Source organism: Ensifer sp. ENS09 (assembly GCF_014852425.1).
GTDB lineage: Bacteria > Pseudomonadota > Alphaproteobacteria > Rhizobiales > Rhizobiaceae > Ensifer.
On sequence record NZ_JACVBP010000001.1, the window covers coordinates 836,493 to 855,817 of the forward strand.

Annotated in this window: 21 protein-coding genes; 13 read left to right on the plus strand and 8 right to left on the minus strand. The window is 65.1% G+C overall.

Annotation, left to right across the window (positions count from 1 at the left end; genetic code table 11):
• Window positions 1-14 precede the first annotated feature (14 nt).
• Window positions 15-1,391: a phenylacetate--CoA ligase family protein gene (locus IB267_RS04225; RefSeq protein ID WP_246810541.1), complete on the minus strand. Its 1,377-nt coding sequence runs from the start codon at window positions 1,389-1,391 to the stop codon at window positions 15-17.
• Window positions 1,392-1,714: 323 nt separating this feature from the next.
• Here IB267_RS04225 and IB267_RS04230 point away from each other — a divergent pair, with 323 nt between their 5' ends.
• Window positions 1,715-2,368 (plus strand): glutathione S-transferase family protein, encoded by a 654-nt coding sequence (locus tag IB267_RS04230; RefSeq protein ID WP_192446528.1) that lies wholly within the window; start codon window positions 1,715-1,717, stop codon window positions 2,366-2,368.
• Window positions 2,369-2,553: 185 nt separating this feature from the next.
• Here the strand turns inward: IB267_RS04230 and IB267_RS04235 are convergent, their stop codons facing one another.
• Window positions 2,554-3,090: a hypothetical protein gene (locus IB267_RS04235; RefSeq protein ID WP_192446529.1), complete on the minus strand. Its 537-nt coding sequence runs from the start codon at window positions 3,088-3,090 to the stop codon at window positions 2,554-2,556.
• A gap of 161 nt (window positions 3,091-3,251) precedes the next feature.
• Between IB267_RS04235 and IB267_RS04240 the strand changes: the two genes are divergently transcribed.
• Window positions 3,252-3,785, plus strand: a complete 534-nt coding sequence (locus IB267_RS04240; protein ID WP_192446530.1) for a putative immunity protein — start codon at window positions 3,252-3,254, stop codon at window positions 3,783-3,785.
• Window positions 3,786-3,792: 7 nt separating this feature from the next.
• Here the strand turns inward: IB267_RS04240 and gcvA are convergent, their stop codons facing one another.
• The gene (gene gcvA, locus IB267_RS04245; RefSeq protein ID WP_192446531.1) at window positions 3,793-4,737 is read right to left on the minus strand and encodes a transcriptional regulator GcvA; all 945 of its coding nucleotides are present in this window, start codon (window positions 4,735-4,737) and stop codon (window positions 3,793-3,795) included.
• 124 nt (window positions 4,738-4,861) lie between these two features.
• Between gcvA and IB267_RS04250 the strand changes: the two genes are divergently transcribed.
• Complete coding sequence (locus tag IB267_RS04250; RefSeq protein WP_192446532.1) at window positions 4,862-5,566, plus strand: SDR family oxidoreductase; 705 nt, start codon at window positions 4,862-4,864, stop codon at window positions 5,564-5,566.
• 66 nt (window positions 5,567-5,632) lie between these two features.
• Here IB267_RS04250 and IB267_RS04255 read toward each other — a convergent pair whose 3' ends face one another.
• Complete coding sequence (locus IB267_RS04255) at window positions 5,633-6,796, minus strand: sensor histidine kinase (protein WP_192446533.1); 1,164 nt, start codon at window positions 6,794-6,796, stop codon at window positions 5,633-5,635.
• A 278-nt stretch (window positions 6,797-7,074) separates the two neighbouring features.
• Between IB267_RS04255 and IB267_RS04260 the strand changes: the two genes are divergently transcribed.
• From IB267_RS04260 to IB267_RS04275, 4 genes are all read left to right on the plus strand, one after another.
• Complete coding sequence (locus IB267_RS04260) at window positions 7,075-7,218, plus strand: hypothetical protein (RefSeq protein ID WP_034793319.1); 144 nt, start codon at window positions 7,075-7,077, stop codon at window positions 7,216-7,218.
• Window positions 7,219-7,468: 250 nt separating this feature from the next.
• Window positions 7,469-7,984 (plus strand): GNAT family N-acetyltransferase, encoded by a 516-nt coding sequence (locus IB267_RS04265; protein WP_192446534.1) that lies wholly within the window; start codon window positions 7,469-7,471, stop codon window positions 7,982-7,984.
• 310 nt (window positions 7,985-8,294) lie between these two features.
• Window positions 8,295-8,729 carry an MFS transporter gene (locus IB267_RS04270; protein ID WP_192446535.1) on the plus strand — a complete coding sequence of 145 codons (435 nt, stop codon included), beginning with the start codon at window positions 8,295-8,297 and terminating at the stop codon, window positions 8,727-8,729.
• 112 nt (window positions 8,730-8,841) lie between these two features.
• Entirely contained in the window at window positions 8,842-9,258 is a 417-nt protein-coding gene (locus IB267_RS04275) for a hypothetical protein (protein ID WP_246810542.1), read from the plus strand.
• Between the two features lie 47 nt (window positions 9,259-9,305).
• On the opposite strand, the gene IB267_RS04280 is transcribed toward IB267_RS04275, so the two are convergent.
• A complete protein-coding gene (locus IB267_RS04280; RefSeq protein WP_192446536.1) occupies window positions 9,306-10,208 on the minus strand; it encodes a LysR family transcriptional regulator in 903 nt (300 codons plus the stop codon).
• 290 nt (window positions 10,209-10,498) lie between these two features.
• Here IB267_RS04280 and IB267_RS04285 point away from each other — a divergent pair, with 290 nt between their 5' ends.
• The 5 genes from IB267_RS04285 to IB267_RS04295 all read left to right on the plus strand — a co-directional run bounded on the left by IB267_RS04285 (window position 10,499) and on the right by IB267_RS04295 (window position 15,700).
• Window positions 10,499-11,272, plus strand: a complete 774-nt coding sequence (locus tag IB267_RS04285; protein WP_192446537.1) for an SDR family oxidoreductase — start codon at window positions 10,499-10,501, stop codon at window positions 11,270-11,272.
• A gap of 399 nt (window positions 11,273-11,671) precedes the next feature.
• A complete protein-coding gene (locus IB267_RS04290; RefSeq protein ID WP_192446538.1) occupies window positions 11,672-13,984 on the plus strand; it encodes a mechanosensitive ion channel family protein in 2,313 nt (770 codons plus the stop codon).
• Window positions 13,985-14,215: 231 nt separating this feature from the next.
• Window positions 14,216-14,347 (plus strand): hypothetical protein, encoded by a 132-nt coding sequence (locus IB267_RS33675; protein ID WP_256436922.1) that lies wholly within the window; start codon window positions 14,216-14,218, stop codon window positions 14,345-14,347.
• 332 nt (window positions 14,348-14,679) lie between these two features.
• Window positions 14,680-14,802 (plus strand): hypothetical protein, encoded by a 123-nt coding sequence (locus tag IB267_RS33680; RefSeq protein WP_255380501.1) that lies wholly within the window; start codon window positions 14,680-14,682, stop codon window positions 14,800-14,802.
• A 505-nt stretch (window positions 14,803-15,307) separates the two neighbouring features.
• Complete coding sequence (locus IB267_RS04295) at window positions 15,308-15,700, plus strand: hypothetical protein (RefSeq protein WP_192446539.1); 393 nt, start codon at window positions 15,308-15,310, stop codon at window positions 15,698-15,700.
• A 107-nt stretch (window positions 15,701-15,807) separates the two neighbouring features.
• On the opposite strand, the gene IB267_RS04300 is transcribed toward IB267_RS04295, so the two are convergent.
• The 3 genes from IB267_RS04300 to IB267_RS04310 form a co-directional block, all read right to left on the minus strand.
• Entirely contained in the window at window positions 15,808-16,608 is an 801-nt protein-coding gene (locus IB267_RS04300) for a nucleotidyltransferase domain-containing protein (protein ID WP_371742494.1), read from the minus strand.
• An 82-nt stretch (window positions 16,609-16,690) separates the two neighbouring features.
• The gene (ftsZ, locus tag IB267_RS04305; protein WP_192446540.1) at window positions 16,691-17,731 is read right to left on the minus strand and encodes a cell division protein FtsZ; all 1,041 of its coding nucleotides are present in this window, start codon (window positions 17,729-17,731) and stop codon (window positions 16,691-16,693) included.
• 448 nt (window positions 17,732-18,179) lie between these two features.
• A complete protein-coding gene (locus IB267_RS04310; protein ID WP_192446541.1) occupies window positions 18,180-18,788 on the minus strand; it encodes a glutathione S-transferase family protein in 609 nt (202 codons plus the stop codon).
• A 238-nt stretch (window positions 18,789-19,026) separates the two neighbouring features.
• On the opposite strand from IB267_RS04310, the gene IB267_RS04315 reads away from it, so the two are divergent.
• The gene (locus IB267_RS04315) at window positions 19,027-19,323 is read left to right on the plus strand and encodes a hypothetical protein (RefSeq protein WP_192446542.1); all 297 of its coding nucleotides are present in this window, start codon (window positions 19,027-19,029) and stop codon (window positions 19,321-19,323) included.
• Window positions 19,324-19,325 lie beyond the last annotated feature (2 nt).

Consider the following 19,325-nt stretch of genomic DNA (forward strand, 5'->3'; position numbering starts at 1 on the left):
CATCCTGCCCTCTCCTAGTCGCCGCCGGAGACCACCAGCTTTTGCTTCGCGCCGCCGCCCGAACGCGCGATCGCATCCACCACCCGCACACGGAACTCCGCGGGTTCGGCTTCGACCGCCTCGAGTGCCGCACGCACGCCCAGTTCGACGGCAGCGTGGACGGCGGCCGCATCGGCGCCTTCAAACACGGCGATCGCGATTTCCAGACCACCAGACAGTTGCACGAACTGGAATTGCCGCACCCCGGCCGCACCCGTCAGCGGCGAGCGAAGCCGGTGGGCGTGCACATTGACCGTTCCGCCACCACGCCTGGGCAGCCGCAGCGTCTCTTCCCTCCGCCCGGCAATCGACCCAATCCGCCAGAACGGCAGGCCGCAGCGGCACGGCTCGGTCGCCATCGCCACGATGTCGGAGATCTCGTAGCGCACCAGCGGCAGCGCGCGATTGGCAAGGGTCGTCACCAGCAGCTTCGCGCCCTCCACGCCGTCGGGTACCGGGCGGTCGTCTCCGTCCACCACCTCGAAGACGAAGCTGTCTTCGGCGAGATGCAGCCCGTCGCCAAGCAAGCATTCGTGGCCCATGGGTCCCGCCTCGGTGCAGACATAGCTGTCGGCGATGGCCGTCTGCCAGGTTTCGGCCGCAAGCTCGCGCACCTCCTCCGTCAACGTCTCGGCGCTGGTTCGGAAAAGCCGCGGCCTGATCCTCAGCCGCCCCGCCTGCTGCTCGCCCACCAGGACACGCACGAAGGACGGATAGGTCGAGATCACCTCGGGCTGGTTCAGGTTGAGGCCCTCCACGATCTCCTCGATGGGCATCAGCACGTTGAACCGGGGCGCCGGGGGCCTCAACGCCCGAAGCTCCACGCCGATATGGTAGGAAATATGGACCGGCGACGAGGCGAATATGGCAACACTGCGCGTCGTCTCGTCGATGCCGACGATCGCCTGGAAACGCACCATGTTGGCGATGGCCGATAGCCAGGCTGCGGGATCGAAGACCGCGACCCCACGCTCGCCGGTCGTGCCGCCCGTGGCAACGGCTCTGTATTCACCAAGCAGAAGCGAGCCGGAAGACTGTCCGCTGAGATGCCCCTCGACCAGTTGCCGGCTCAGCCTCGGGTCGGTAACGATCCGGTCGAAATTCTCCATAAGCGCCCGCTTCGTCAGCACGGGCAGATCCTTGAGTGCGGCCCCCTGCGCCAAGCGGTCGCCAATGGTTTCGCGATAGTAGGGTGACGCACTGACCGCATGCCTAAGGGCGGATTGCAGCGCGCCGCCTTGAAACGATCGCAACAGCTCCCGCGACCATTCCGAGCGCAGCAGACGCTCCCGTGCCGTCTTCAGCAGAAGGTCGCGATCGAGCGTCGGAGACGCGGCGGTGACTGGCGACATCGGATCAATCCTCGTGTCCTGCTTCAGCCTGGAACCGCGCCAACTGCAACCGGGCACGGTCAAAAGGTCGGCATGCGGACGAACCATCGCTCCGGCAGATGGAACCGGAGCCCCTTGCCGCGAAAAACGGAAACGGTCTGCCTGCCCGCTGCAACCGGGATTTGCGGCGAAACGTCCAATTGCACCTCAGGGCCTTGATTGTATCGCGAAAGCGGGGATCTATGCGACTGCAATGCGGAATACCCGCCCCGCCCCCAGTTTCGACGCAGGGCGACCAGGCTTCGGCCGGATTCGTCGCGGCACGACCAGGAGGAGAAGAGCAGTTGGCCGAACCCTTTGTCGTCTATGGAGCGTCAGGCTCCGGCTCCGTGCCGATCGAGGCGGCCCTCAGCCTGCTCGGCGTACCCTATCGCGTCGAGGATCACGCGCCCTGGGACGGAAAGCAGGAGGCGGACAGGCTGGCCCGCATCAATCCCCTGCGCCAGGTTCCGGCGCTCGTGCTCCCGAACGGCGAACTGATGACCGAAAGTGCCGCGATCCTGATCTGGCTCGCCGACGCCCACCCCGAGGGCCGCCTGGCCCCGGCCGTGAGCGACGCAAGGCGACCGGCTTTTCTCCGGTGGATGATCTTCGTATCCGCCGCCATCTACGCCCTCTATTGGATCGCCGACGACCCGTCCCGCATCGCCGAACGGGAAGAGGACCACGCCACTGTCAGGGCGCGCGTGTTCGACCGCGTCGCCCACTGCTGGCAGCGAATGGGCGCGGAGCTGCAACCGGGAAAATATCTTCTCGGCGACGAACTGTCGGTCCTCGACCTCTATGTCGCCACCGCCTCGCGCTGGTCTCCCGGCCGCCGCCGCTTCTACGAGGTCGCCCCGAAGCTCGCAGACGTCATCCGCCGCGTCGATGCCGACCCGAGGCTGGCCACCCTCTGGGCGGAACGCTTTCCGTTTACGCAGGGCTGGGAGCGCTGAACGCGATGGGTTGGCCGTCGTAACCCATACTGACAACGATTGGCTCTCTTTACGATACGCCCGTGGCTTTACGGAAATTAGTCTCGTGATTGCCAGCGTCAACCGAACCTACCGGATTCGGGAAGGTGCGACGACGTTCAGAGATGTCGCCCAGCCGTGACGGGCGTCGGCAAACATTCGGCCAATCAGCGTCTCAGCGACGAGATCTTCGCCTGAAGCTCAACGGCACCGATGCCTGCGAGGGTGCCCCCGCGAAAGAAGGCGTCGTCAGTGATTTCCAGGCAGCTCCAGGGCGGCGGAGCCAGGGCCATCAGCGTTTCGCCCGAACCGGCCTCGACCTCCGACAGGATCAGCCCGGAAAGCGCGCCTTCAAAGACGTCGATGCTGTAGACCATCCCCTCGAACTCGCGGCGGTAGCGGCGCTTGCGAACCCTGTTTCCGGGCAGTTGCGACAGCAGTTCATACTCTTCGGCAGTCAGATAGATGTTGACGATCGGCTGAGATGTGGTGCTGTCCGACGGGTATTTCTTGCAGAACTTGAACTCGGGCGGGCGGGCATCGCTGAAGGTGATGGCACGAGCCCGGAGCCGGCTCCCGGTCACGTAGAGGTCCTCGATCGCCCGATAGTCGTGCTGCGACAGATCCGGGCAGCGATCGACGAGAAAGCGCCGCTCCTTCTCGATCTGCGCGTATTTGGGAGTCTCGAATTCGGCAGGCATCATTTTCGCTTCATCCCATGGCCCGGTGCGGCAGGCGCACAATAGGTCTGTTGCGGATCACTGCAAGTTCTGCCACGGCTAACGGCGACGGGATTTCGAACGCCCGAGGCTTCCACGTCAGACGGGGTGCCGCGTGTCGGTCTGCCATACGAGGGACCTCAACCATGCACCAGGATAACGCTCCACCGCTCCTGAGCGAAGACGACCTGCGCCAGATTACGCGTTGGGCAATCCTCTGCGCCGCACGCGCGCTGCCGGTCTTCGAGGCCGTCGTGCCGGGTGATCCGCGACCGCGCGAGGCGATCGCCGCGGCTGCCGCCTTTGCCGAGGGCGGTCCGCGCACGGCCGTCTTGCGCAAGGCCGCCTGGGCCGCCCAGGCAGCGGCGCGCGCGGTTGACGATCCCGCCGCCAAGGCCGCCGCCCGCGCCGCCATTGCCGCGGCCGGTGCACCCTATACCCACCCGATCGAAACGCCGCACCAGATCAACCATCTGCTCGGACCCGCAGCCTACGCCATCCAGGCGCTCTCGCTTGGCGTGGATGACGAGGCAGCCGCCACCGAAATGGAACTCCGGCAGCTGATCGCGCTCGCATCACCGGAAATCCGGCGCATCGTCTGCAAGTTGCCGGGACGAAAGCCCAGCAAGGGCGCGTTTCACGCCCTGCTCTACCGGCTCGACACGGCCCTGCGTCCCTGATCGCGGATCAAGAGCTCGCGCTCTGCGCTCCATCTGCAAGGTTCGCGTCCGCCGAGCCTCCCCGCTCCTTTTTCGCCTCATCGCTGAGCCAGGCGATCACGGTCTGCAGGCTGAGCGACTTTCGGTAGCGCGGCCAGACCAGATAGAAGTCCGAAGGCCCGGTCATCGATGCCTCGAACAGGCGGATGAGCCGCCCTTCGGCGAGATCGCGCGCAACGAAATCGCGGTTGGCGAGCACGATGCCCTGGCCGGCCGTCGCCGCCTCGATCGCGTGCGAGGTCTGGTTGAAGCTGATGCCTTTGAACGAGGCCTGCCGGCTGCCGCCGAAATGCCGCTCGATAAATTCCGGCCAGAAATTATGGGCGTCGTGCAGCAGCGTATAACCGGCCAGTTCCTCGGCTGTCTGCGGTGCCGGCCGCCCGGCAAGCAGCATCGGGCTGCAGACCGCGACGATCTCCTGCTCGAACAGCAGTTCCACCGCCAGCCCCGGCCCGAAGGGTGGCCGCCCGTAGCGCACGGCGAGATCGACGCCATCGGCCTGGAAGCTCGACATGCGGTCGGTCGCCAGAATATGCAGGTCGAGATCCGGATGCCTTGCGGTGAAATCCGGCAGGCGCGGGATCAGCCAGCGTGACGCGAAGGACGGCGTGGTGCTGATCGTCAGCCGCACCGGCTGGGGTTTCAGCCCGTCGGTCGCCCGCGCGATGATTTCGAGCGCCCGCCTGACATCGGCGATATAGGCGCGCCCCTCGCCGGTCAGCGCCAGCGCACGCGGCAGCCGCTCGAAGAGCTTCACCCCAAGCTCCGCCTCGAGCCCGCGGATCTGCTGGGCAACTGCGCCTTGCGTCACGCCCAGTTCCTCGGCGGCGAGGCGAAAGTTCAGGTGGCGCGCCGCCACCTCGAAGACTTTCACCCCATTCAGCGAAGGGAGCTTTCCCGGTGCGTCACTCATCGAATAGTTTTTCTACTGCCATATGAAAGCGAAACTGTTTCGCGGTTGCATGAAGGAGATGGTATTTCAATGGCAGCACCCGCGAAAGCGGCATTCCACGAATACGGATGAGGAGATTGATAAAATGGCAGTAGAAAAAGTGGCCGTAATCACCGCCGGCGGCTCAGGCATGGGCGCCGAGAGCGCCAGGCGCCTGGCCGCCGACGGCTACAAGGTTGCGATCCTCTCCTCCTCCGGCAAGGGCGAGGCGCTCGCCGCCGAGCTCGGCGGCATCGGTATCACCGGCTCCAACCAGTCGAACGACGACCTGAAGCGTCTTGTCGATGCGGCCGTGGAAAAATGGGGCCGGATCGACGTGCTGGTCAACAGCGCCGGCCATGGCCCGCGCGCCCAGATCCTCGAAATCACCGACGAGCAGTGGCACACCGGCCTCGACGTCTACCTGATGAACGTCATCCGCCCGGTCCGCCTCGTCACGCCGATCATGCAGAAGCAGAAGGCGGGCGCGATCATCAACATCTCCACCGCCTGGGCCTTCGAGCCGTCGCCGATGTTCCCGACCTCGGCCGTCTTTCGCGCCGGTCTTGCCTCCTACACCAAGATCTTCGCCGACACCTATGCGGCCGACAACGTGCGCATGAACAACGTTCTGCCCGGCTGGATCGACAGCCTGCCGGCGACCGAAGAGCGCCGCGATGCCGTGCCGATGAAGCGCTACGGCACCAGCGCCGAGATCGCCGCCACCGTCGCCTTCCTCGCCTCTGATGGTGCCGCCTACATCACCGGCCAGAACCTGAAGGTGGATGGCGGCCTGACGCGCTCCGTCTGAGCGCGAGCCGCCCCTGTTGCCCCGTCGCGCGCCTCAACGGGCGCGCGCCGACCATCGTCGCCTCGCTCAGGCCGTCACGACCGGCGCGGTGTCGATGGCAGCATCGGCAAGCCGGTCGGCAACGGGTGCTCTCAAAGGCATGGTCACGGTCACGCGGAAATGCGCCGGGGAGACCGGTCCGGCGATGAGCGAACCGCCTTCGGGGAAGCGCGCCTTGACGCGCTCTTCGACGTTGGCGAGCCCCACGCCGAGCCCGGACCGTTTGACCATCGGTAAGACCTCGCCGGCATCCGACACGTTGTCGACCGAAAGCTGCAGCCGGTTTTCCGCCTGCGATGCGCTGATCGTGATCTTCAGATCGCCGGAAGAGCACCCGAGCCCATGCTTCACGGCATTCTCGACGAGCGGCTGCAGGATCAGGCTCGGCACCAGCGCCGTCCTCAACTCTTGCGGAATGTCGAGCGTGACGCTGATGCGATCGGAGAAGCGCTCCTTCTCGATCGCCAGATACTCCGATTGCAGCGCCAGTTCTTCCGAAAGCGCCAGGTCCCGCAGCGGGTCCATCTCGAGCGTCTTTCGCAGAAACGACGACAGCGACATCACGACCCGGCTCGCCTGCGACGACGCGCCCTCCTCGATCAGGCCGACGATCGAGTTCAGCGTGTTGAACAGGAAGTGCGGGTTGATCTGGTAGTAGAGCGCCTGCATCTTCGCGGTCAGCGCCTCTTCGCGCGTGATCGCCAGCCGGCGCTCCTGCGCGCGGACCTTCAGGTTGTACATGTAGGCGATGAAAAAGCAGGACCAGCCGAAGAACAGCGAGATGCCGTAAAACAGCGTGTAGCAGAAGTTCTCGATCGTATAGTCGATGCCGATGGCGGGCTTCACATAGGTGAACAGGTGATAGTCGACGGTGGTTGCGACCGTCGATGCCAGAATGGACAGGACCGCCGACACGAAAACCTGGGCCGCGATGTTTTTCGCCCGCATCATCGCCACGATGTGGGAAATCATCAGCGTGATCAGCACGCATACCAGCGACACGACCAGCTTGATCGGCGCGTAGTCGACAGGATTGACGCCCAGCACCACCCAGAGCCCGCCGGTCATGAAAAACTCGGCCGCCCAGAAAGAGAGCACGAGCTTGATCACCCGGGAAAAGAACGCTGCGGCGCTCGTATCCGAATGGTCCATGTCGAAGGTTTTTCGGTAGAAATTTCCAAGCACCATCATTCCGGCCACCATCCGCATTCAGTCGTTCGCGTCGTTCAATCTATTTGCCTCAATTAGCGAAAATCAACCAGTGCAGGCAAATCAACCTTTGTACGCCTTGGGAATGGAGGGCGCTGTGTACGCGTTGGGGCTCCCTGCGCGGTCAAGGAAGCCAGCATAGTAGGTCAGGTCGTCCTCCCAGGCCGCATCGCCCTCTGCGCGCATCTTCGCCGCTATCCCATTGTCTTTCCTTGAGAAGCTCCTATTTCCCAGACGAACCACCGAAAAAGGAGCTCCGCATGAACCGAAACGGCCTCTATCTCGTCATCGCCCTGCTTGCCGTCGCCGTCGTCGGCCTCGGCATCTATGTCTACCAGGAAGAGACGAAGCCGGGCGTCGAGATCAAGATCGGCCAGGACGGCGTTTCGGTTCAGGAAAACTAGGACGCAGGCAACGGGCCGAGCAATGAAGGCCGGGCACAGCGGCCCACCGCCCGCCCGTTGACCGCTACAAAGGCCTGGCTCTACACCAAGATGCTCGCCTGAACTGAGCAGAGGAATTGTCGATGCTGGAGCTTGTTCTCACCCACTGAGCGTCTCGATCGGTCGAGACGCGAAACCGCGCCACCGGCGAACGATATCCGTCGTTCGCAGTCGATGGCACGCGACTACGGTTTCAAGAACAGGTTTTACCATGACAATCATCGACATCCGCTCCGAACAAGCGAGCGATATCCCCACCATTCGACAGATCACCAAGGCAGCTTTCGCGCCGATGGCCTATAGCAGCCGGACCGAGGCCCAAATCATCGACGCCCTGCGTGACGCCGGCGCCTTGACGCTCTCGCTGGTCGCCCTCGACCAGGGCGAGATCATCGGCCATGTCGCTTTCTCCCCGGTCACGATCGACGGAGAGGACGGACACGATATGGACTGGTACGGCCTCGGCCCGGTCTCCGTCAGGCCTGACCGCCAGAAGGGCGGCACCGGCGGCAGGCTGATCCGCGAAGGCCTCGCGCGCCTGGCCGGCACCGGCGCGAACGGCTGCGTCGTCCTCGGCGAGCCAGACTACTACCAGCGCTTCGGCTTCGAGCACCACGCCGGCTTGTACCTCGAAGGCGTCCCGGCCGAGTACTTCATGGCCCAGGCGTTCGCAGGCCCGGTGCCCTCCGGCCGCATCCGCTACCACGCAGGCTTCGACGCAAGCTGACCTCACCACATGCCTCGGAGCGGGATGCGGCGCCCCCATACCGCTCCGATCGGTGCCAGCCGATCGCTGGCCGCTGCACGTCTTTGTCCATCGCTGGTCGGCAAGCCGGACGGGGACAAGCGCATGGCCGGCCTCAACTGGAGTGGCGCGGCAGCGACCGGGTTCGACCTTCGCGCCCGCACGAGGTCCGCCAGTGGCTGCTCCAGGCGCAAGGCTGATAACTCGCCGACACCGGGGACGTAACACGCACCGTTTCGACGCCGCTCACAAGACCGAGTATAGTGCCGCCCCTGCGGCTCGGGGGCGCAAGGTGGAACGCAAGGGCCTTTCCCGAAGGGAGTTCGTCGCGCTCGTGGCCGCGCTGATGGCCATCGAGGCGCTGGCGCTCGATATCATGCTGCCGGCCTTGCCGGAGATCGGCGCTGCCTCTCAGGTCAGCGATCCGAACGACCGCTCCCTCGTCCTCACCGTCTTCCTGATCGGCTTCGGCCTTCCGCAGGTGCTGTTCGGGCCGCTCTCCGATCGCTTCGGCCGCCGCCCGCCCATTCTCATCGGCCTTGCCGTCTATATCGCCTGCGCGCTCGCCTCGCCCGCCATGGCGGACTTTGCAGCACTGCTGTCGCTGCGCTTGATGGCGAGCCTCTGCCTCTTCGGCGCCTGCGTGCTCACCTGTTTCCTCGTCGCCGAGAAGGGCCGCCTGTTCGGCGACGGCAGCGTCAGCACGGCGCCGGCGCTGGACGCATGAGCATCTTGATTTTGCCTCCTGAATGACCGCCCATGGCGCCAACCGTCGCGACTCGCCGCTGCCCGGCGATCGCGGAAGGACCGCGAAGTCCCGAAACGCCAAAGGTGCCGCGTTGACAGCAAACCTTTCCTTCACCGCCGCATTGCTGCTTGCGACCGCATCCGCCTCTGCGGCGATGGCCGGCGAGACGAGCACCGCGCCCTCGGGCACCTATTGCGGCCAGCTCTCCTCCGCAGGCGTGCTCTCGGATGCCGAGACGCATTTCGAAACCGCCGCCGATGGCACGGTCGTCGGCAAATACGTGTTTTCCGATCAGGGCCAGTCCGTCGGCGGCGAGCTTGCCGAAACCGGCGACGATGGCGACAGCAGCGATCTCACCCGAAGCTTCATGTGGCGCGACAAATACGGCTACGGCCAGTTGTTCGTCACCTTCACTCCGGATTTCTCCGAATTCGTCGGGAAGTGGAATGCAGGCGGATCAGAGTCTCTGCCGTGGAACGGCCACCGCTGCCACCAGGCGATCAGCTAGCGCGCACAAGCAAGGCCGTCTTTCGCAACAAAGCGGGTCCAGCCCCCTCACGCCGCAACCACACCCCGCATCAGCCCCTCCAGCCAATCCGCAAACACCGTGAGCCGGCGCGACAGATGCTGGCGGTGCGGATAGAGCAGCGCCATCGGCATCGGGGCAGCGTTGTGGTCCGGCATCACCGCGACAAGCCGCCCTTCGTGGATGTGGTCGATCACATCGAAGGCCGGGATCTGGATGAGGCCGAGGCCGGCGAGGCAGCAGGCGATGCTGCCTTCGGCGCTGTTGACGCTGACCCGGCCGGCCACGGAAACCGTGCGCGCCTCTCCCGCCTCGATCCACTCCCAGTCCTCCACCCGGCCGCTCGAGGGAGACGCATAGTTGACCGCGAAATGTTCGGCGAGATCGGCGGGTATTTTCGGCGTGCCGTGGCGGGTGAGATAGTCGGGGCTTGCGACATTGATCAGCCTGAGCGTGCCGAACGGCCGGGCGATCAGGCCGGAATCGGCAAGCGGCCCGACACGCAGCGCACAGTCGACGCTTTCCTCGATCAGGTGCACCGCCCGGTCGGTCATGCCGAGATCGATGTCGATGCCGGGGTAGCGCGCGAGGAACTCCGGCAGCGCCGGCGCCACGATCAGCCGACCGATGCGGCTCGGCAGGTCGACGCGCAGCCGCCCGGTCGGGCCGGAAGCGCTGCGGCGAAACAGGTTCTCCGCCTCGTCCATATCGGAAATCAGCCGCAGGCAGCGCTCGTAGAAGGCGGCGCCATCCTGGGTCGGCGCAACCTTGCGGGTCGTGCGATGCAACAGCCGCGTTCCGAGCCTGGTTTCGAGCGTCTGCACCGCCGCAGACACCGAGGAGCGCGGCAGGCCGAGCGTATCGGCCGCGCGGGTAAAACTGGCGCTTTCGACGACGCGGGTGAAAATGCGGAAAAGCTCGATCCTGTCCATGCCAGTTGCATCCATTGTTCGTCATTTCTGACAAGTCATGTCATGGACGGACGCTTTATGCCAGCGACGCCGACGATATTCTCTCCCTTGCGATGCGCGTCGCAGTCCGCCCTCACGTTGGCGGCGGCACGGCCCGCGCTATTTCGAAACGCGGCGTGCGGCGTTCGTGACGATCAACAGGCCCGCTGCCGGCCGTCAGCACCGGAGCAGTCACGGGACCGCGTGTTGACGACAGCATCCCCGCTCGCCGCAAACCGGCCGCAGCAAGCGGCCGACAAAAGGAGAAACCCATGGCAGACCACAGCATCAACGGCAAAACCGTCCTCATCGCCGGCGGCGCGAAGAACCTCGGCGGCCTCTTGGCGCGCGATTTCGCCGAAAACGGCGCCCGTGGCGTCGCGATCCATTACAACAGCGCGGCGACGAAGGCGGCAGCCGACGAGACCGTGGCCGCGATCAAGGCGACCGGCGCGGTCGCCCACGCCTTTGCCGGCGATCTCACCAGCGCCGCCAATGTCGAAAAGCTCTTTGCCGATGCCAAGGCGGCGCTCGGCGGCATCGACATCGCCGTCAACACCGTCGGCAAGGTCCTGAAGAAGCCCTTCGTCGAGATCACCGAGGCCGAATATGACGAGATGAGCGCGGTCAATTCCAAGTCCGCCTTCTTCTTCCTGCGCGAGGCCGGCAGGCATGTCAGCGACAACGGCAAGGTCTGCACCCTCGTCACCTCGCTGCTCGGCGCCTTCACGCCCTTCTATGCGGCCTATGCCGGCACCAAGGCGCCGGTCGAGCATTTCACCCGGGCCGCCGCCAAGGAATTCGGCGCGCGCGGCATCTCGGTCACGGCAATCGGACCCGGCCCGATGGACACGCCTTTCTTCTATCCGGCCGAAGGCGCCGACGCCGTCGCCTATCACAAGACCGCCTCAGCCCTCTCGGCCTTCTCCAAGACCGGCCTCACCGACATCGAGGACATCGTCCCCTATATCCGCTTCCTTGTCTCCGACGGCTGGTGGATGACCGGCCAGACGATCCTCGTCAACGGCGGCTACACGACGAAGTGACCGTATCGCGCGGCGAGGGTCGCGCTCTCATCCGGACGGCGACGTCGCCCCTCATCCGCATGCCGGCACCTTCTCCCCGCCTGCGGGGAGAAGGGACACGCGGCACCCGCGCGCCTCGTCTCAAAGCAAGCGAGCAAAGCGGGGCGATGACTGCAGAGCGGCTCCCGGCGGGCCTCTCCGATATCAACCACGCCTGCCACATCTTCGACGCATCCCCTCTCCTCGCCTGCGGGGAGAGGGTGAGGGTCAGCGGCTGGCGCGATTGCCTCTCAAGGGCAGCAAGGCACGTCCGTTACCGCCGCGTCCCTGCCCTACAAAATTCGATTGGAATTTTAGAACGTTATATAATGTGATGCATGGGGCCGCATGGCGGACAACCGATCTCAGTGGATGAACTTCATGGCGCATATCCCGTTTCTCGTCCGTCGCCTCCTGGCAGGCCTCGTGCTCCTTCTGGCAGTTGCCCTGCCCACCCTCGCGCAGACGACGCCGCCGCCGGTCACCGTCATCCTGACGCCCGGCCAAAGCCCTGCCGAAATCGAGGCGATCCTGCGGGCTGCCGCCAAGGCTGGCGGGCCGGTGACCGTCGAGTGGCGGGAGGGTGCCGGCAAGGCAGCGCCCGCAGCCGCAACGCCGGGTGATGCGGCGACACCTGCCCCGGCCGACACAGCAACGCCAGCGGCCACGCAGAACGCGGCCGACGCTCAAGCCCCCGCAAACACAGAGAATGCCGCAGCCACGCCGGCCGCTGCCCCGGAAGACAGTCTGGACACGCTTTCCGCACGATTTATCAACGGCTTGCAAATGGGCGTTGCCGGCATGTCCGGCATCGCCGGGGTCATGGCTGACGTTGCGGCAGGCATTCGCGCCGAAGGCTGGTCGGTGGCCTCGGTCGCGGCAGTGGCCGCACTTGCCGTTGCCGCCGGGCTTGCCGCCGCCTTTGCCTGCCGCCTCGTCATCCATCGCCTGTTCGGCGCCTCCTTCGAGGTGGTGGACCTCTTGCACCGCATGCGCGCCTCGATCATCCGGCTCGGCTTCGACATCGCCTATCTCGTGATCTTCGCCGCCGTCGCCCACGGATTTGCCCATCTGCTCCTGGCGCGCGGCACCGCCTCGGCCGAGCTTGCCCATGCGCTGATCACCATTGCCGTCGCGTCCGCCGCCTATGCCGTTGGCGCGCGCTTCCTCTTTGCCCCGACGCGGCCCGAGATCCGCCTGCTCGACATCGCCCACCCGCGCTTTCACGCCAACATGCTGTTCGCCTATGGCGCGTTCGGCGCCGTGGTCGGCGCCAGCCTGCGCTTTGCCCACCAACGCGGGCTCGACGTTGCCGCCACCGACGGCTGGCTGCTGATCGGCGTCACGATCCTGACGCTCGTCAAGCTCCACTGGTTCATCGCCGGCGCGAGCGATATCCGCGCGCTCTTTGCCGGCGAAAACCCCGGCCCCGTGCGTCGCGCTATCGCCTTCGGCGTGCCGGAGTTCTATGCCTTGAGCGCCATCGTGCTCTGGCTGATGAGCGTGATCGTCGCCGGCAGCCCCAACAGCGCGGCCTGGAGCTTTGCCGGCGGCATGACGCAGATCATCCTGCTCGCTCTTCCGATCCTCGCCTTCGGCATCCATTCGCTGGTAGGCGTCGCCGCCGAGCGCCGTCGCACGCCCGCCTCATCGAGGCTGCACGCGGCGATCTCCGGCAGCATCCAGACGGCGCTTGCCGGCGCCACCTGGTTGATCGGCCTGCATATCATCATCGAACTCTGGCGCTCGGTCATGGTCCAGCACGACACCGCCGCTGCCGTCGGCTGGATCGTCGTTCTCGAGCGCATCAGCCTTGCGGTCGTCGCCGCCTGGGTGATCTGCAGCTTCCTCTGGCGCAGCTTCGAAGCCTTCGCGCCCACCGCCCGCCTCGCTTTGCCCGGCGATAGCGAAGACGACACGGTGGTCCAGCAGACAAGCCGCCTCTCGACCATCCTGCCGCTCGTGCGCAACCTCATCTTCGGCGGCATCTTTGCCGTCACCAGCCTCGTCATCCTCTCCGCGCTCGGTATCAACATCGCGCCGCTGATCGCCGGCTTCGGCGTGCTCGGCCTTGCCCTCTCCTTCGGCTCGCAGACGCTGGTGAAGGATGTCGTCTCCGGCATCTTCTTCATCGCCGACGATGCCTTCCGCGTCGGCGAATATGTCGATACCGGCAAGCTCAAGGGCACGGTCGAGCGCATCTCGCTGCGCTCACTTCGGCTGCGTCACCAGAACGGCCAGATCCATACGATCCCCTATGGCCAACTGCAGGCGGTCACCAATTTCAGCCGTGACTGGAGCACGGTGAAGTTCGAGCTGAAATTCGAGCGCGATGCCGACCCCGAGAAAATCCGCAAGACCATCAAGAAGGTCGGCCTTGCCATGCTCGAAGACCCCGAGATCGGCGGCGAATTCCTCGTGCCCCTGAAGATGCAGGGCATCCAGGACGTCACCGAAAACTCGCTCGTCGTGCGCCTCAAGTTCACCGCCCGCCCCGGCAACCCCAGCATCCTGCAACGCGAATCGATGAAGCGCCTGCTGCCGGCGCTGCGCGAAGCCGGCCTCGACCTCGCCTCCAACGCCGTCACCGTGCGCTCCGGCGCCGCCGGTGCAGCCGAGGCGGAGGCGGCCGCCGCCAACCTGGCACTGGCGCGAAAGCCGGTGGCGGCCGAAACGGCGGACGCGGAGGGATAGGCAGGCATACGCTGGCGGCAGCGGTGGGGACAGGCCGGTGCTGTGGCGAGACGAAAGCGCCCACCCTGCTCTCGCAGCCTGGACGCAACAACGTCCGCCGCCAAGACATCATCTCGGCCAACCGCGATCCGGCGACAAGGACCCGCAATCAGTCCACGCGCCGCGACGACCTTTGCGTGTATGGTGGGCCACGCGGGCGCGACTGGAGCGCCTTTCGATGGAGTGTCAGGAATGGATAGCGATCACCTCTGGTACTGTCTCGTCGGCACGAAGGATACCAACACCGGCATGGCCCGCTTCCTGCTCGCCGTCGGCGCATTCATCGTGCTCTTCGGCATCCTCTTCTGGCTCCTCGGCCTCTAGGGCCGTCCGACGTCCATCCCCCAATCCGACACGAGCGTGCAGAAGAAACCGAGCGGATACGCAGGCGCGCCTCAGGCGTCCGAAGGCGCATGGCTGCGCCCGGCGCCCTTCCGTTTCTCAAAAGGACCAGCCCGCAGCACACCGCAAAGCTGCATGCGCCCGCACCTTCTCGCTGTCCCCGCGGGAACAATGGTCGGCTCCGGCCATTTGCTAGAACAGGTTCAACGAAAGGCCGAAAGGCCTTTGACCGGAAAGCTGAAGGCTTCCGGGTCGAGCAACGCCCGGCGCAACGAAGGATCAAGGCCGGGCAAGAAGGAAGTCGGAGCAACGCCATGCGCATCATCCTGGTAGCCCTTGTCGCCTCAGTGATGAGCATCCTGGTGTTCAAATATGCCGACCATTCGCTCGGCAACACGCAGATCGTTGCAACGGCCGAACAGCTGGCCGCACTTTAAGGTTCCCCCTTTGATCGAAGGTTCCCTCTTTGATCGCGCTGGAAGCGGAACGATGCTTCGGCCCGGTGCCGCCCGCCATCCCCATATCTGACTGAAGGCGGCACCCGCACTCGAAGTGCCATCACGAGGATCGCCTTGTCCAGTCGGCGCGAAGGACATCGGTCGCGGTCCGCCGCCGCCCGCAAACAGCTACCGTTTCCATCCCAACGTCTTTGGCCGCTGCCCCGCAGGCGGACAGACATAGACACGTCGCCGCCACATCCCTCCCTGCCCGTCCCACCCCGCTTCGGCCGAGCGATGCAATTGGTAGCGCCCAATTTCGCAACCTCTAATAGACACCGAACGATCGGAGAACGGTCCGAGCACGAAAGTGGTTTTCTCCTAGCCTCCTCCCCCATTTGGGGGAGGAACATTTCGTGAAACCACCCGAGGCGAAAGCGCGCATCTTGCTAACCGCTAAAGTTGTCTTACATAGGCATGGGCAACAATTTATACGATTGAATAAATGAACCTTCGTCTCGTCGCCGGCAGCATGTCCGTCGCTCTCCTGTGCATCGTCGCAATCGTCCTGTTCGCGCCGCGAACCGAGCAATACATGAGCTATTCCAAATATGAGTGGACCCTGTCGGCGCTGCGCAAGCGCCCGGGCGCGCAACCGCAATATGTCGAGGCCTGCGTGTCGGAGTACCTGCCCGACCTCAAGGACGATGCGCTGGAGGGAACGCCCTATTCCAGTCGCGAGGAAATGGCGGAGGACGTCTGCCGGCGCTACTTCAAAGTGTTCGTCGATGGCAGGCTGACCTTCGCCGAGTTCAACCGCTCAATGTACGAGGAACTTCCATTCTCGGTGATCGAGGAAGCAGAACGCCGGGAGCCGCGCCCTCCGCACAGCGAGTGAAGGCCAAATGTCTCGCCTCTGCACGCCCCCCGTCGCTGCTGGCTCATCCAGCACTTCGTGGCGGTCAGTTCCGTCAGCGCTCGCCTGAGAACGTCCCGGCCGCGCATTCACTCCACGAGACTCCCAGGACGCCGTGCACCCGCCGGCGCTGTCCGCCGATCCCCGGCAAACAGCGGCCCGCCATGCGGCGCCAGCTCATCTTCCGCCAGCCGGATCAAATCGGCCGCCTGTCCTGCACCGGCGTTGCGGACAGCAGCGTCGAAACGCTCGGCAAGGGCCGCGTCGGCCCGCAGGAGCAGCCGCGGCAGCCATTTGCCGCGCCCAGACCAGCGCCCACGGCCGAGCAACATCAGATCGGCGAGCGGCCGCATCAGTTCGGCGGCAATGGCGCGGATCTCGGCGGCCGGGCGTGGATCGCGCAGGTCGTCCACCAGGTCGGTGATCTGGTAGCGCAGTCCGTCGCGGATTTCCGGTGTCAGCGGCGCCGGCCCTTGTTCCAGGCGGTGTCGCGCCTCGGCCTGGAGTGCTTCGGCACGCGCCCGCTCAGGCCCGATCGCAACACCGCCCGCCACCATGGCCGTAAGCACCGGGCAGCCGCCCGCCATATCCTGGTCGGCAAACCAGTTGAGCGTCTCGAAATCGTGCACGAAGGCTTCGACCGGAAAGCCGTCGAAATGAAAGCTTTCCCGCCAGGCGGCCGGCAGGGCCTCGTGCAGCACCACCAGGTCGATATCCGAGCTTTCCGTAGCCTCACCGCGCAGGATCGAGCCCGCAACGATCGCAAAGATTGCCTGCGGAAAGCGTTCCGCAAGCACTGCCTCGGCCACCATCACCGCCCTCGCCGCGCGGCCCGCGGCCGCTGGCGGGTGCTTTTCCGCCTCCCCGGTGTCTCCAGTCTCGTCGCGCATTCAAGCCTCCAAACGCAAGAACCCTCCCAATATGACGTCATCACATCGGGAGGGTCCTTGAAGCAGGCGACGGATGCGTATGCTATTGCAGCGTGCGGGTCGGTACAGGCTCTGACGCCGGCTGGCCGACGGCGGCCCCTGCCGGGTTGGCGGCTGAGCGTGCGCCATCGAGGCCGGTCGCGACGACGGAAACGCGGAAGGTGCCGTCGAGCGAGCGGTCGAAGATCGAGCCGACGACGATGTCGGCCTCGTCATAGACCTCTTCGCGAATGCGGGTCGCCGCTTCGTCGACTTCGAACAGCGTCATGTCCATGCCGCCGGAAATCGAGATCAGCACGCCGCGCGCGCCGCGCATCGACACTTCGTCGAGCAGCGGGTTGGCGATCGCCGCTTCAGCCGCCTTGAGTGCCCGACCCTCGCCGGTCGCCTCGCCGGTGCCCATCATGGCGCGGCCCATACCCTTCATCACCGACTTCACGTCGGCGAAGTCGAGGTTGATCAGGCCTTCCTTGACGATCAGGTCGGTGATGCAGCCGACGCCGGAATAAAGCACCCGGTCGGCGATCACGAAGGCATCGGCAAAGGTGGTCTTGGCGTCTGCGATGCGGAAAAGGTTCTGGTTGGGAATGACGATGACGGTGTCAGCCGCCTCGCGCAGGCGCTCGATGCCCTGCTCGGCCGTTTCCATGCGGCGCTTGCCCTCGAAGCTGAAGGGCTTGGTGACGACGCCGACCGTGAGGATGCCCGCCTTGCGCGCGGCCGCCGCAATCACCGGGGCTGCGCCCGTGCCGGTGCCGCCGCCCATGCCGGCGGTGACGAAGCACATATGCGTGCCGCCGAGGTGATCCATGATCTCGTCGATCGATTCTTCCGCCGCCGCCCGGCCGACATCCGGCAGCGAGCCGGCGCCGAGACCTTCGGTGACGGCAGCGCCGAGCTGGATGATGCGCGACGACTTCGACATGGCGAGCGCCTGCGCGTCGGTGTTGGCGACCACGAAATCGACGCCCTGAAGCCCTTCGTTGATCATGTTGTTGATGGCGTTGCCGCCACCGCCGCCGACCCCGATCACGGTGATCTTCGGGCGCATTTCGGTGATCGTGGGCTTCTTGAAATCGGTCATGGCTTGTCTCCTAGAGCCAGCGCCTTGCGGGCGCCCGGCAGCGGCGAATCGGGCAGCTTGTATTTTAGGAATTGAAAAAAGCCATGGAGAAGGCAAGCAAAAAGGGCGACGCGCCTATCCACATATGAATTTTAGCGGGGGCGCAGAGGCGGCCGGACTTCCGCCGCAGAATGGCGAAAACATACAAACAATCAAATCTTTACGCCACATCCGCCCCTCGACCTGACCCTCTCAACGCTGCGCGGAGAGAGGAGACGCGGTCGACGGCCGGCTCCCAAACAGGGACGCGCGGCAGCAAAGACGACTGCCGCGATTGGCTGATCGAGCCTCTTTCCGCTGAGATTGACGGGCGAGCGAGCGGCTGCCGCAAGTTCCCTGTCCCCGTCAAAACGGCGAGAAGGTTCCGGCAGGGGGATGCGGGGCCGATCGCCGTCCCTGCGCTTTGCCCCTAGGCTTCAAAGCTCGGCCGCGCGCGCACCCGCTCCAGCCAGCCCTGGACGTTTTTCGCCGAGCCCGGGATCTCCATGCCGAAGACGTCGCAGAGCCAGGCGGTAACGCCGGCGGTGATGTCGGCGATCGAGAACTGATCGCCGGCCAGATACGGCCGACCGTCGGAAAGCTCGTCGTCGAGCCAGCCCCATTTCTTCGGCACCGCCACCCGCTCGGTCTCGGCAAAGGCCGGAAACTGCGTCAGCCGCTCGGCAAAGAAGGCATCCGAATGCAGCGCCACATTGCCGACGGTGCCGAGGATGACCAGTTCGGCGCGACGGTTCCACATCTCGATCTTGGCGCGGCTGACGGCATCATGGCCGAAGAGCTGCGGCTCGCGCTTCGTCTCTTCGAGATAGCGGCAGATCGCGACGCTCTCGGTAATAATCGTGCCGTCGTCGAGCTCCAGCACCGGGATCTGGCCGAGCGAATTGACCGCCAGGAACTCCGGCGCCTTGTGCTCACCCTTGGCGAAATCGACATCCACCATCGGCAGCGAAATCCCCTTCTCCGCCATGAAGATGCGCACGCGATACGAATTCGGTCCCATGCCCTGATAAAGCTTCATCCTATCCTCCTGTCGATGAGGCGACCGCCCCGTTCCTCCTGAACCGCCTTTAAGCGGGATACTGATTGTTTATAGCAACCGGTTTCATTTAACTCAACGGTTTATTTCAAGACACGATGAATTTTGTGGGCTGGCGCGGGAAATGGCGGAATCCCTTCAGACGTCACAGGCGACCGAGCCCATGCACTTGAAGCGGTCAGGGCGTCATGCTTCCTTCACTTGAAAACAGGAGCTTGCCATGTTCGCCCGATCCGCCGTCGCCTGCCTCGTCCTCGTCCTTGCCACCGGTCAGGCCACGGCCGCCCTTGCGCCGAATTTTCAGCGGGCCCGCGAGCTGAACGCGGTCATCAACGCGGTCGCCGTCGCCGTTCCCAAACACCCGATCGACAAGGTCATCAGCCAGGGCCGCGACCGTTATGCCGTCGTCGCCGGCAAATGCACGGTCATCGCAAGGATCGTCGGCCTGCCGGCAAAGCCGGGCGTTGTCGGCCCGCGCCAGTTCGAGGTCGAACTCGACAAGCCCGATTGCGAGTGACG

Bases quoted from the DNA above. Each gene is read 5' to 3' on its own strand.
- IB267_RS04225 (WP_246810541.1), bottom strand. From the start codon at position 1,391: ATGTCGCCAGTCACCGCCGCGTCTCCGACGCTCGATCGCGACCTTCTG.
- IB267_RS04235 (WP_192446529.1), bottom strand. From the start codon at position 3,090: ATGATGCCTGCCGAATTCGAGACTCCCAAATACGCGCAGATCGAGAAG.
- IB267_RS04240 (WP_192446530.1), top strand. From the start codon at position 3,252: ATGCACCAGGATAACGCTCCACCGCTCCTGAGCGAAGACGACCTGCGC.
- gcvA (WP_192446531.1), bottom strand. From the start codon at position 4,737: ATGAGTGACGCACCGGGAAAGCTCCCTTCGCTGAATGGGGTGAAAGTC.
- IB267_RS04250 (WP_192446532.1), top strand. From the start codon at position 4,862: ATGGCAGTAGAAAAAGTGGCCGTAATCACCGCCGGCGGCTCAGGCATG.
- IB267_RS04255 (WP_192446533.1), bottom strand. From the start codon at position 6,796: ATGATGGTGCTTGGAAATTTCTACCGAAAAACCTTCGACATGGACCAT.
- IB267_RS04260 (WP_034793319.1), top strand. From the start codon at position 7,075: ATGAACCGAAACGGCCTCTATCTCGTCATCGCCCTGCTTGCCGTCGCC.
- IB267_RS04265 (WP_192446534.1), top strand. From the start codon at position 7,469: ATGACAATCATCGACATCCGCTCCGAACAAGCGAGCGATATCCCCACC.
- IB267_RS04280 (WP_192446536.1), bottom strand. From the start codon at position 10,208: ATGGACAGGATCGAGCTTTTCCGCATTTTCACCCGCGTCGTCGAAAGC.
- IB267_RS04285 (WP_192446537.1), top strand. From the start codon at position 10,499: ATGGCAGACCACAGCATCAACGGCAAAACCGTCCTCATCGCCGGCGGC.
- IB267_RS04290 (WP_192446538.1), top strand. From the start codon at position 11,672: ATGGCGCATATCCCGTTTCTCGTCCGTCGCCTCCTGGCAGGCCTCGTG.
- IB267_RS33675 (WP_256436922.1), top strand. From the start codon at position 14,216: ATGGATAGCGATCACCTCTGGTACTGTCTCGTCGGCACGAAGGATACC.
- IB267_RS33680 (WP_255380501.1), top strand. From the start codon at position 14,680: ATGCGCATCATCCTGGTAGCCCTTGTCGCCTCAGTGATGAGCATCCTG.
- IB267_RS04295 (WP_192446539.1), top strand. From the start codon at position 15,308: ATGAACCTTCGTCTCGTCGCCGGCAGCATGTCCGTCGCTCTCCTGTGC.
- IB267_RS04300 (WP_371742494.1), bottom strand. From the start codon at position 16,608: ATGCGCGACGAGACTGGAGACACCGGGGAGGCGGAAAAGCACCCGCCA.
- ftsZ (WP_192446540.1), bottom strand. From the start codon at position 17,731: ATGACCGATTTCAAGAAGCCCACGATCACCGAAATGCGCCCGAAGATC.
- IB267_RS04310 (WP_192446541.1), bottom strand. From the start codon at position 18,788: ATGAAGCTTTATCAGGGCATGGGACCGAATTCGTATCGCGTGCGCATC.
- IB267_RS04315 (WP_192446542.1), top strand. From the start codon at position 19,027: ATGTTCGCCCGATCCGCCGTCGCCTGCCTCGTCCTCGTCCTTGCCACC.